The 11,242-nt window shown below is 66.1% G+C and carries 10 protein-coding genes and 1 pseudogene; 7 read left to right on the top strand and 4 right to left on the bottom strand.

What is annotated here, in order from left to right:
* Positions 1-793, top strand: a 793-nt coding sequence (locus CXY79_RS00265) for a zinc-binding dehydrogenase (protein ID WP_104099171.1), incomplete at its 5' end; no start/stop codon positions are given.
* 52 nt (positions 794-845) lie between these two features.
* On the opposite strand, the gene deoC is transcribed toward CXY79_RS00265, so the two are convergent.
* The 3 genes from deoC to deoD are packed head-to-tail and all read right to left on the bottom strand — an operon-like array spanning position 846 to position 3,730.
* Positions 846-1,550, bottom strand: a complete 705-nt coding sequence (gene deoC / locus CXY79_RS00260) for a deoxyribose-phosphate aldolase (RefSeq protein ID WP_104099170.1) — start codon at positions 1,548-1,550, stop codon at positions 846-848.
* Positions 1,551-1,559: 9 nt separating this feature from the next.
* Complete coding sequence (locus CXY79_RS00255) at positions 1,560-2,966, bottom strand: MFS transporter (protein ID WP_104099169.1); 1,407 nt, start codon at positions 2,964-2,966, stop codon at positions 1,560-1,562.
* Positions 2,966-3,730: a purine-nucleoside phosphorylase gene (gene deoD, locus CXY79_RS00250; RefSeq protein ID WP_104099168.1), complete on the bottom strand. Its 765-nt coding sequence runs from the start codon at positions 3,728-3,730 to the stop codon at positions 2,966-2,968. The genes CXY79_RS00255 and deoD overlap by 1 nt, the downstream gene beginning before the upstream one ends.
* An 86-nt stretch (positions 3,731-3,816) precedes the next feature.
* Here deoD and CXY79_RS00245 point away from each other — a divergent pair, with 86 nt between their 5' ends.
* Positions 3,817-4,608 (top strand): GntR family transcriptional regulator, encoded by a 792-nt coding sequence (locus tag CXY79_RS00245; RefSeq protein ID WP_104099167.1) that lies wholly within the window; start codon positions 3,817-3,819, stop codon positions 4,606-4,608.
* 11 nt (positions 4,609-4,619) lie between these two features.
* Here CXY79_RS00245 and tkt read toward each other — a convergent pair whose 3' ends face one another.
* Positions 4,620-6,635 carry a transketolase gene (gene tkt / locus CXY79_RS00240; protein ID WP_233191087.1) on the bottom strand — a complete coding sequence of 672 codons (2,016 nt, stop codon included), beginning with the start codon at positions 6,633-6,635 and terminating at the stop codon, positions 4,620-4,622.
* A gap of 128 nt (positions 6,636-6,763) precedes the next feature.
* On the opposite strand from tkt, the gene CXY79_RS00235 reads away from it, so the two are divergent.
* From CXY79_RS00235 to CXY79_RS00215, 5 genes and pseudogenes are all read left to right on the top strand, one after another.
* On the top strand, positions 6,764-7,948 hold the full coding sequence (locus CXY79_RS00235; protein ID WP_104099165.1) for an ROK family protein: 1,185 nt from the start codon (positions 6,764-6,766) through the stop codon (positions 7,946-7,948).
* A 200-nt stretch (positions 7,949-8,148) separates the two neighbouring features.
* Positions 8,149-8,607 carry a PTS sugar transporter subunit IIA gene (locus tag CXY79_RS00230; protein WP_104099164.1) on the top strand — a complete coding sequence of 153 codons (459 nt, stop codon included), beginning with the start codon at positions 8,149-8,151 and terminating at the stop codon, positions 8,605-8,607.
* Between the two features lie 63 nt (positions 8,608-8,670).
* Positions 8,671-8,943 carry a PTS sugar transporter subunit IIB gene (locus CXY79_RS00225; protein WP_104099163.1) on the top strand — a complete coding sequence of 91 codons (273 nt, stop codon included), beginning with the start codon at positions 8,671-8,673 and terminating at the stop codon, positions 8,941-8,943.
* Between the two features lie 42 nt (positions 8,944-8,985).
* On the top strand, positions 8,986-10,512 hold the full coding sequence (locus CXY79_RS00220) for a PTS ascorbate transporter subunit IIC (RefSeq protein ID WP_104099162.1): 1,527 nt from the start codon (positions 8,986-8,988) through the stop codon (positions 10,510-10,512).
* 535 nt (positions 10,513-11,047) lie between these two features.
* Positions 11,048-11,242, top strand: a pseudogene (locus CXY79_RS00215) (NADPH:quinone reductase); the annotation flags it as partial.

Below are 11,242 nucleotides of genomic sequence, written 5' to 3'. Positions count from 1 at the left end.
CGGCGTGGGCGACCGGGTGTGGCTGGCGCTCGCCGCGTATCAGCGCGCGAACAGCGGCTCGGCTCAGGAGTACGCCATGCTTCCAGCGGAGCGCGTCTTCTTGCTGCCCGCGAACGCGAGCTTCGACCAGGGCGCGAGCCTCGGAGTGCCGGCGATCACGGCGTACCGCGCGCTGACGGTCGCCGAGGATGGACCGCGGCGGCTGCACCCGGGCGCCCTGACCGGCAAGGTGGTGCTCGTGGCCGGCGGAGCAGGTGCGGTCGGGCACGCGGCGATCCAGCTGGCGCGGTGGGCGGGGGCATCCGTCATCACAACTGTGAGCGGGCCGGCGAAAGCGGCGCTCGCCACGGCCGCCGGCGCGCAGCACGTGCTCACCTACACCGACCCGGACGTCGTGGCCCAGATCCGGGCGATCGCACCGGAGGGGGTGGACCTGATCGTGGAGGTCGCGCCGGCCCAGAATGCGCGGCTGGACCTGGCCGTCATCCGCAATCGCGGGTCGATTGCGGTCTATGCCAACAACGGCGGCGACCAGGTGACGCTCGACGTGCGCCAGCATTTCAGCCTCAACGTGCGTTACCAGTTCGTGCTGCTCTACACGGTGGGTGCCGACGTGATTCGGGCGGCGGCCGAGGACATCAACGCGGCCCTCGTCGATGGCGCCCTGGCTGTGGGGGAGGCGGCGGGGCTGCCCCTGCACCGCACCGACCTCGCGCACACGGCGGATGCCCATGCCCTGGTCGAGAGCGGCGTTGTCGGGAAGGTGTTGATCGACGTGTCGGTGGGCCGGTAAGAACATGCGCGCCGGGCTTACACAAGATGGAATGTGCGAGCCCGGCCGGTTGTCAGTAGCTGCCAGCGCCTTCGGCCGAAGACGCACCGGAGAGCAGTGCCGCGCTGCCCGAGACACCAAGCCGGGTCGCGCCGGCTTCGATCATGGCCAGGGCATCGTCGAAGCTGCGTACCCCGCCCGAGGCCTTGACTTCGGCTCGGTCGCCCACGGTCTGCTTCATCAGGCGCACCGCGTGCACGGTCGCTCCGCCGGCGGGGTGGAAACCAGTGGAGGTCTTGACGAAGTCGGCTCCCGCGGCGACGGATGCCTGGCACGCGCCGACGATCTCGGCATCGGTCAGCGCAGCGGATTCGATGATCACCTTGAGTACCTTCGGTGCCGGAACGCTCGCGCGCACGGCCGCGATGTCAGCCTGCACGTCTTCAAAACGGCCGGCCTTGACGGCACCGATGTCGATGACCATGTCGACCTCGTCCGCGCCCTGCTCGATGGCGAGGGCGGCCTCGGCGGCCTTGATAGCGCTGTGGTGCTTGCCGCTGGGGAAGCCGCAGACGACCGCGACCTTGAGGTCGGAGCCGGCGGGGATGCAGAGCGGCAGCATCGACGGGGAGACACAGATCGAGTAGGTGCCGAGCCTGATGGCCTCGGCGATGAGTGCGGTCACGTCTGCTGCGGTGGCCTCGGGCTTGAGGAGGGTGTGGTCGATGTGCTGGGCGACGATCGCGGAGCTGAGGGAGAGGGTGGAGGTCGAAATCATGGTGTGTCCTTAGTTGGTTACGGGTTCGGGTGCGGGTTCGCCTTGGCGCTCCAGGACCACGATGAAGGCGCGGTAGAGCACCAGTCCGAGGGCGGCGACCGCCGCGAGAATCAGCAACACCGTTCCGTAAGAGGCTGCCTGGTCGGTGCCGGTGATGCCCCCGAGCAGGTTGGGCTTCAGGTCCATCAGGGTTGCGGTGTAGGCGATGCCGATCGGCACTGCCATGTTGATGGTGAGGTTGTAGAAGCCGATGGCGATACCGGATTTCTCGACCGGCACCCGCCCAATGGCGGTCGATACGAGTGGGCCGTACATCAACGCGAAGCCCATGCCGAACAAGACCATCGAGATCACGAAGATCCCGATCCACTTGTCCACCACCAGAGCCGGGATCAGCATCGAGGCGGTGATCACGATCAACGCCGTGGTGATGGCCTGCTTGGAGGTGAGGAACCGGGCGATTTTGCCGGTGGCCGAGCCGACGATCACGGCGGCGATGTAGCCGGGGATCAGCAGCAGGGAGACCTCACCCAGGTTGTAGCCGTAGATGTCGGATACCAGGAATGGGAAGAGGAACGTGTAGCCGAGCTGGACCGAGTAGATGACGAATACCACGCTGATCATCAGCGAGTATTGTGCGTTGGCGAAGAACGCGATGGTGATCACGGCGTTGTCGTTGGTTCGGATGTGCCAGATGAACAGGATCAGCCCCGCGACGACTGGCACCAGGTACCAGGGGTTGAAGTTCTGCATGAACAGGATGATGCCGGTGGCGAACACCGCGATCAGGAAAAGCCCGAGCACGTCCACGTGGCTGTCGTTCGTTTCCTCCGCAGCAACCGTGCGGAGCACGAGCGGGATGGTCAGCAGGGAAAGCAACGTGACCAGGAAGAAGGCCGCCCAGCCGATGTAGGTGGCGATGAAGCCGCTGCCGACGGTGCCGATCAGTAGCGACAGTTGGAAGGCTGCGGTGCTGAAGCCCAGGTACTTCTTCTGCTCGTCGCCCCTGAAATGCTTGGTGACGTAGATCACGTAGAGGGTCTCGGCGGCCGCCAAGCCGGCGGTCTGGATCAGCCGGCCGACCAGGACCAGCCAGAAGTTGGCCTGGAAGATGAAGCCGACGATCGACCCGATCGTCATCACGAGGATCGCGAAAATGATGAGTTTCCGGATACTGATCGAGTCGGCCAGCGCGGCGTACACCACGGCACCGATACCGATCAGGATGCCGGTCAGCGTGGCTTGCAGGCTGACAGTGTTGACGGGCAGGTTGAGATCCAGCGCCAGCGCCGGCGACATGAACTTGAAGCCATTGTCCAGCACCAGCGAAAACACGAAGAGGAACAGCAGGATGGGGACGGCCCGGGTCGGGTTGAAGACCGGAGTTGGACGCTTGGCGTGAGTCGCGTTGCTCATCAGATCAGTTCCAGCGCGATCTCGATCATTCCTGTGAAGGCGGTCTGCCGTTCCTCGGGGGTGGTCTTGGCGTTGGTGACGAGCTGGTCGCTAACAGTGAAGATGCCAAGCGCATCGACGCCCCCGGCCGCGGCGTTGGCGAACAGACCTGCCGACTCCATCTCGGCGGCCAAGATGCCCATCTTCATCCACTTCCCCATGGCGTCTGGATCGGCGCCGTAGAACAGGTCGGACGAGAGCACATTGCCCACGTGGGTGCGTTGACCGCGCTCGTCGGCGATCCGTTTGGCGTGCTCGAGCAGCCTGTACGACGACAGCGGCGCCCATAAACCGGGCAGGTTGAACTGGTGCAGGTAGTTGGAGTCGGTCGACGCGCCCTGGGCGATAACTACGTCGTAGAGCTCCATGTTCTTCTGCATGGCGCCGCAGCTGCCCACCCGGATCAGGTTCTTGACCCCGAAAAAGTGGATCAGCTCATAGCTATAGAGCGAGATGGAGGGGATGCCCATACCCGTGCCCATCACGGACACGGGACGCCCCCGGTAAGTGCCCGTAAAACCCAACATGTTGCGAACCTCGTTGAAGCAGCGGATGTCGTCGAAGTATGTCTCGGCGATGAACTTCGCTCTCAGCGGGTCCCCCGGAAGGAGGATCGTCTCGGCGATGTCCACCCCCTTCGGATCGATGTGCGGCGTGCTGCTGGTGGGGGGATACAGGCCCTTCGTCGTTGACGGTGATCCGACCCTCGTGGTGGTTGAACTCATGTTGACCCCTTCGTCTGAATAGTATGAAGTTATACCTCTCAGGTAGCATATCAAATGTGATACGTTCGGGGTGACAAGGAGGTCTCGTGACGACCCGTTTGGAACCGCACCCGTTCTTTCACCAGCAGCTCTACCTCACCGTCGGCCAGCCGATTCGAGTCGCCGTCTACACGCGGCTCGCAGATGGAATTCGCTCTGGTGTGTTCCGGCTCGGCGAAATGCTGCCGAGGGAAACAGAGCTCTCGGCAATGCTCGGCGTCAGCCGCACACCCGTACGCGAGGCGCTGATGCTCCTCGAAGAAGACGGGTTACTGGTCACCCGTCGCGGAGTTGGACGATTCGTAACGGACTTCATCCCGCACGGCGGACTGGAGCAGCTGCGGCCATTTGAGGTCGCCTTAGCCGACCCGAACATGACGTTGACTGTCCAGCCGGTGCGCTTCGAGTTGGAAGGGGTTACAGACTTCGTGTCCCACCGGCTCTCGCTCGACCCGGCTGCCAACGCCTGGATCCGCGAGAGCGTCTTGCTGCAGGATGGCGTTCCCGTGGCCACTGTTCAAGAGCATCTCCCCGCTGGGCGCTACCTCAGTGATGTGAGCGCGCGAATCGCATCCGAACTCTCGGAGATCGCCGCCGAACCACGGACACTCCTCGCATCCATGCAGGCAAACGGCCACGTCTTCACAAACAGCGTGTGCCAGATCGTCGCAACCGACGCTGGCCCCACGCGAGCGAAACTGCTGAACATAGGGCCGTCAGCGGCGGTCCTCATCCTCACCCAGACAGCGGAGCACGGCGGAGTTCCGATCTACGCCGCAAAATGTGTCGTCGCGCCCGGCCACGGGTCACTGTCGGTAAGGCAACATAACCCGAACTAGTGGTGCTTTTGTTAGGTGGTGGCGAGTGCGGGTGCGGCGAGGGTGGCGTGCGCTGCTTCGATGACCGCGTCGAGGTGGATGCCGTGGAGGCGGAGAACCTCGGGTCCGCTGCCCGACTCGCCGAACTCCTCGATCGACACCACGCGCCCATCGAGGCCCACCCAGCGATACCAGGCATCCCCGCGGCCGGCCTCCACGGCGACCCGGGCGCGCAGTGCCGCCGGCAGCACGGACTCACGGTAGTCGGCGCTCTGCTCGGCGAACCACTCGACACAGGGCATGGATACGACCCGGGCGGAGATGCCGTCCTCTGCCAAGCGGGCGGCGGCATCGATCGCGAGGTGAACCTCGCTGCCGGTGGCGAGGATGGCCACGTCGTCGCCGTCGCCGTCCTGCCAGCGCACGTATCCGCCGACCGTGACGCCCGCGGGGGTGGTGTCGCTGCTCTCGAGCACGGGCAGGTCCTGCCGGCTCAGGATGAGGGCGACCGGCCGGTCGGGCGAGGCGAGAATGCGGCGCCAGGCGGCGACGACCTCGACGGAGTCGGCGGGGCGCACCACGTCGAGCCCCGGAACGGTGCGCAGCGATGCGATCTGCTCGACCGGCTGATGGGTGGGCCCGTCTTCACCGACGGCGACGGAGTCGTGGGTGTAGATGTAGACCGCGCCGAGACCCATCAGTGCGCCGAGACGGATGCTGGGCCGCATGTAATCGCTGAACACCAGGTAGGTGGAGGCGAACGGGCGCCACGGCCCCTGCAGTGCGATGCCGTTGAGAATGGCGGCCATGGCGTGCTCCCGGATGCCGAACCGGATGAACTCACCCGCCGGATTCGCGGCGGAGAAGCGGTTGCCGTCGACCTCCACCGTGGTGGAGCCGGCGAGGTCGGCGGATCCGCCCCACAGCGGGACTGAACCCTGCAGCGTGCGGAGCACGGCACCGTTCGTCTTGCGGGTCGCGATCGTGTCGCCGGCGCTGCCGACGTTCACGGTGTCGAGGGCGGAGATGTCGAACTCCCCGCCGCGAAAGGCGGCCCAGCGTGCCGCCGCTGCGGGGTCGCCGGTGCTCCAGGAGGTGAGGTCGGCCACCCAGTCGCTGTGCAGGTGCTCGCCGCGGGCGAGCGCAGCACGAGTGTGCTCCAGGGTATCGGGGGCGACGAGCTCATGCAGCGGGGCGTTAGGGGCGAAGCCCAGTGTTGCCTTCACCGCGGCGAGTTCGTCGGCGCCGAAGCCACCGGCGTGCGCGGCAGAGGCGCCGGCGAACTTCAGGGAGGGGGAACCGATGACGGTGCGAAGGGCCACGAGGGTGGGGCGGCCGGTGCGTTCCGCCGCCGCGCGGAGGGTGGCCTCCAGGGCGTCGAGGTCGTTCGGGGTGTCGATCTCGAGCACCCGCCATCCGTAGGCCCGGTACCGCGCCCGAACGTCTTCGGAGAAGGTCGCGTCGGTGCCCGAGTCGATGGTGATGCCGTTGTCGTCCCAGATCAGCACCAGGTTGTCGAGGCCGAGGGTGCCGGCCAGGCTCGACGCCTCGCCGGAGACACCCTCCTGCAGACATCCGTCGCCCGCCAGCACCCAGGTGGTGTGGTCGAGCAGGGTGGAGCCGGGGGTGAACACGGCGCTCTCGTGCTGGGCTGCCATGGCCATGCCCACCGCGGATGCGACACCCTGGCCGAGCGGGCCGGTGCTCATCTCCACGCCCACGGTGTGATGCACCTCGGGGTGCCCCGGTGTCTTCGAGCCGAGAGTGCGGCTCTTGGCGAGGTCGTCCAGGGCGAGGCCGTAGCCGGTGAAGAACAGCTGGGTGTACAGCAGAAGGCTGGCGTGACCGGCCGAAAGAATGAATCGGTCTCGGGCGGGCCAGTCGGGATGGGCGGGGGAGTGGCGCAGGACTCGGGAGAACAACACATGGGACAATGGCGCCAATGCCATCGCGGTGCCGCCGTGTCCGTGTCCTTTCGCCTGCACCACGTGGGCGGCCAGAGCCTGGGCGCTCGCGACGGCGCGAGCGTCGAGGTCGGTGTGCGTCATCGTTGACGAGGGATTCCTTGATTCGGTAGCCATGCGAGATACTTTGGTATAGAAATGTACTTAAGTCAAACAGTTGGTTCGGCGACGTCCTCACAACCTTGCGGATGCGTCAGATGGAGGGGAATTCCATGGCACACGCTTTGTCCACCGGGTCGGGTGTGGTGCTTGACCTCATCCGTTCCGGCCGTGCCACCACCCGCACTGACCTGATCGAGCAGCTCGGCTGGTCGCGCGTTACCCTCGCCCGGCGCCTCGACGAGCTTCTCCAGGCGTCCATCGTGATGAGCGTGGGGCAACTCGATTCCCGTGGCGGCCGGCCGCCCGAGGAGTTCGCCGTGAACCCGAATGCCGGCCTGCTGCTGGCCGTGGACATCGGTGGATCGCACACCCGGCTGGCCATCACCGACCTGGTGTCCACCATCCTCAGCGAAGACGAGGCTGACATCGGACTGAGCGAAGGGCCGGTCGAGATCTTCGATTGGGCCGGCCAGGTCTTCGACCACATGCTCGACCGGCTCGGCAAGACCCGCGCTGACGTTGTGGGCATCGGTGTCGGCGTGCCCGGGCCGGTCAACTACGTCACCGGGCGTCTCGCCCGGCCGCAGGTGGACACGCAATGGGAGGGCGTGCTGGTGCAGGACTACTTCGCCGGCCGCTACGACCACGCCGTCTTCGCCGTGGACCGGGACGTCAACATCATGGCGCTCGCCGAGGCCCGGCGCGTCGGGAGTGAGTACCGCGATGTCGCCGTGCTCAAGGCCGGCATCGGCGTGGGACTCGCCTTCGTGCTCGACGGCTCGATCTACCACGGCTCCCGCGGCGGCGCCGGCGACCTCAGTGCCGTGCGTGCCGATGGGGAGCGCACCGTGCGGCTCGAGACCATCGCCAGCGGCGCGGTCATCCGCCGCGAGCTGCTCAGGCAGGGCCGCCAGGTGCGCACCAGCAGCGACATCGTGGGGCTCGCCAACGACGGTGACCTCGCGGTACTGAGCCTGCTCGCCGAGACCGGCACCGAGATCGGACGGAGCCTCGCCCATGTGGTGGGCCTGCTCAACCCGCAGGCCGTCGTCGTCGGCGGCAACCTGGCCCAGGCCGGTGAGCCCTTCCTCGGTGCGATCCGGGAGGCGATCTTCGCGGGCGCCCGCGACTTCGCCCGGCAGGGGCTGGTGGTAGAGAAGTCCCGGCTCGGCGCCATCGCCGGCGTCACGGGCGCCTCGCTCATTGCGCAGGATGCCCTGTTCGACGCCGATCGCATCAGCCGTCTCACCCGCGGCGGCGTGTCCGGCGTCACGCTCCGCACCGCTGCGAGCTGACCTCGCGCGCCTGATCCGGCATCTGGAGAGGTTCTCTGCCCGCGGGCGTCGGTCGGCGTGCCGTTCGCCGGGTGGCACGCCCATGTCGGCCAGTCGAAAAACTTTAGTTCATTTGTAGACAAAAGATCGCTTAGGCTAATACAGTCATCTCAGCGGCCCTCGCGGGCCGGCTGCGTCGAAAACAACAAAGGAGTTCATTCGTGGCACTGAACCTGGCCGAAGCCCTCGCGTCGATCGAGACCCAAGCGGAGGCCGCCGACTGGCGGACCGCTATCCGTCTTGCGGGCGCCGGCTTGGTGGCCGGCGGGGCCACCACGGATGCCTACACCGACGAGATGATCGCCGCGGTCGAGAAACACGGCCCGTACATGGTCATCGCCCCCGGGATCGCCCTGGCGCACTCCCGCCCCTCGCCCGCAGTACTCACCGGCGGCCTGAGCTGGGTCAGCCTGGCCACCCCCGTCGAGTTCGGCAACGCCGCCAACGACCCGGTCACCCTCGTGATCGGTTTGGCCGCCAAAGACCACGCTGCCCACCTCGCGGTGATGCAGGCGCTCGCCGGGGTGCTCTCGAACAGTGTCGCCATGAAGCGCCTGGCCGTTGCCGGCACTGCCGACGAGGTGCGCGCCGTGCTGGGCGAACTCGCCGCTGCCGCGTGAATCGCGCCACCGACATCCACTTCTGACTTATTTCACCTGTCTCACCTAATCGAAAGGCACCCCATGAAGATCGTCGCCGTCTGTGGAATGGGCATTGGTACCTCAGTGCTCCTGAAAATGAACGCCGAGAAGGTACTCGCCAAGCTCGGCATCGATGCGGATGTCGAGGCCGCCGACATGGGCGTGGCTCGCGGTGCCGCTCAGACGGCCGAGATCGTGCTCACCTCGGAGGAGCTGGCCGAGGAACTCGGCGATGTGCCCGCCCAGGTCATCGTCATCAAGAACTTCTTCGATCTCGAAGAGATTACCGAGAAGCTCACCGCCGCAGTCGAGTAACCCCTTCACCATCCCCCTCTCACAAAATAAGGAGCTCCCACAATGGAGTGGCTCGTCGTCGTACTGAACTTCATCGGTCAACAGATCCTCAACGTTCCGGCTTACCTGATCGGCATAATCACCGCCATCGGACTTATGGCACTCAAGCGCAACGCCGGACAGGTGATCGGCGGCGCCCTCAAAGCGGCCCTCGGCTTCCTGATCCTCGGTGCCGGCGCCGGCGTCGTGGTGGGCTCCCTCGACCCGCTGGGCAAACTGATCCTCGCGGTCACCGGTGCCCAGGGTGTTATTCCCACCAACGAGGTCATCACCGCCATCGCGCAGGACGAGTTCGGCGCCCAGAGCGCCTACGTGCTCACCCTCGGGTTCCTGGTGATGCTGGCCCTGGCCCGCTTCACCCCGCTGAAGTACGTCTTCCTCACCGGGCACCACATGGTCTTCATGGCCACGATGCTCACCGTGGTGCTCTCCGTCGGATTCGGAGACGGCGCCGGCTGGCTCGTGGTCGTCATCGGCGCTCTGCTGCTCGGCGTGATCATGGTGGTCATGCCCGCGTTCGCGCACCCCTGGACCAAGAAGATCACCGGCAACGACACCATCGCGATCGGCCACTTCGGCACCCTCGGCTACATCGCTGCCGGTGCCGCCGGCCAGGCCGTCGGTCACCGCAGCAAGTCGACCGAAGAGATCAAGTTCCCGCAGGGCCTCAAATTCCTGCGCGACTCGATGGTCGCCACCTCACTGTCGATGGTTCTCATCTACATGGTCTTCGCCATCTGGGGCCTCATCGCCCTGCCGCTGCAGGAGGCGCTCGACATCTTCGGCTCCGCCGACGCCGGCGCGTTCATCATGGCGGCCTTTGCCCAGGCCCTGCAGTTCGGTGTGGGTGTCGCGGTCATCCTCTACGGTGTGCGCACCGTGCTCGGCGAGCTGGTCCCCGCGTTCCAGGGGATCGCCGAAAAGGTTGTGCCCGGTGCGCGTCCCGCGCTCGACATCCCGATCGTGTTCCCGTTCGGCGCCAACGCCGTGCTCATCGGCTTCCTGAGCTCGTTCGCCGGTGGCCTCCTTGCGCTGGGTGTGCTGGCAATCTGGCTGAACCCGATGTTCGGGCTCGCACTGATCCTCCCCGGCATGGTGCCGCACTTCTTCACCGGTGGTGGAGCCGGTGTCTACGGCAACGCGACCGGCGGACGCCTCGGTGCCATGCTCGGTGGCTTCGTCAACGGCGTGATCATCACCATCCTGCCCGCCATCCTGCTGCTGGTCCTCGGCGACTTCGGCTTCGCCAACAGCACCTTCGGCGACGCCGACTTCGGTTGGTTCGGCACCCTCGTGGGTGTCAGCGTCGGTGTGGGCGGCGGACTCGGGGTCGTCCTTGCGATCCTCATCGCCGTGGTGCTCGTCAGCGTCGCGATCGTCTACCAGATCCACGTTGTGGACAAGGGCTGGGTGCCCGGGGCCAAGCGTGACGTCTGGATCGCCGAAGAGAAGGCGGCCGAGAAGGCCGTTCTCGACGCCGAGAAGGCTCGTCGCAAGGCGGAAAAGGAAGCGGCGGCCGAGGCCGTTTAGGTTCACCGGCTCGACGTTTCGCCAGAGGGCGGCCCCGCGGTGCGGGGTCGCCCTCTGTTCCTGTTCGGAGTGCTTCGGGGCTGGGTTCTGACACCTGTACCGGCTGGGAGCACGGTCAACGTATTCGACCTGGTCACGCCGATCGGCGTGAATCGTTCCAGGTGTGCTCGCTCAACCGCGCGTGCGAGTGCCGCGTTCAAGGCAGCGATGTCGAAACTCGACGGATCATTGATATCTATGCCATCTTCCGCTAAGAGCGGTGCCATCTCCTGAAGAAGGTCATTGGCCATGCTTGGCCGGTGGACCATGCCGGCTGCGCCGAATGCGCTTCGGAAATTGGGGTCGTCTAAGGGGGTGGACATGCTCCGAGCTTGGGCGCGGGGCGGCTGCGGAGTCGCGGTGAGGAAGGCGGTTTCGTGCGATTTTCGGTATGCCTGCGCGATCGGTGATGCCGCACTGGTGCGCGTCGTGGGGCCGAAGCCCGAGAAGAGAGCAAGGCGAGAACCTTTCCACTCCCACCCGCGTTACCCCTGACATGAAGTCAATTGTGTACAGCCTGACCGGTGATCCGTCCGTGCTCCAGCTCGTCGATCGGCCGGTGACCGAACCCGGAGCCGGGGAAGTGCGGGTGCGGATAGTCGTAGCTGGTGTGAACCCCACCGACTGGAAGTCGCGCCGCGGCTCGGCACCGGGCCAGGAGCCGGCGTTCGCCGACGTCGTGCCCGGCCAG

Source organism: Cryobacterium sp. M96 (genome assembly GCF_002929845.1).
GTDB lineage: Bacteria > Actinomycetota > Actinomycetes > Actinomycetales > Microbacteriaceae > Cryobacterium > Cryobacterium sandaracinum.
This window is presented reverse-complemented; position numbering and strand designations above follow the sequence as displayed.

Coding starts and splice junctions, on each gene's coding strand:
- deoC (WP_104099170.1), bottom strand. CDS start 1,550: ATGATTTCGACCTCCACCCTCTCCCTCAGCTCCGCGATCGTCGCCCAG.
- CXY79_RS00255 (WP_104099169.1), bottom strand. CDS start 2,966: ATGAGCAACGCGACTCACGCCAAGCGTCCAACTCCGGTCTTCAACCCG.
- deoD (WP_104099168.1), bottom strand. CDS start 3,730: ATGAGTTCAACCACCACGAGGGTCGGATCACCGTCAACGACGAAGGGC.
- tkt (WP_233191087.1), bottom strand. CDS start 6,635: ATGACGCACACCGACCTCGACGCTCGCGCCGTCGCGAGCGCCCAGGCT.
- CXY79_RS00235 (WP_104099165.1), top strand. CDS start 6,764: ATGGCACACGCTTTGTCCACCGGGTCGGGTGTGGTGCTTGACCTCATC.
- CXY79_RS00225 (WP_104099163.1), top strand. CDS start 8,671: ATGAAGATCGTCGCCGTCTGTGGAATGGGCATTGGTACCTCAGTGCTC.
- CXY79_RS00220 (WP_104099162.1), top strand. CDS start 8,986: ATGGAGTGGCTCGTCGTCGTACTGAACTTCATCGGTCAACAGATCCTC.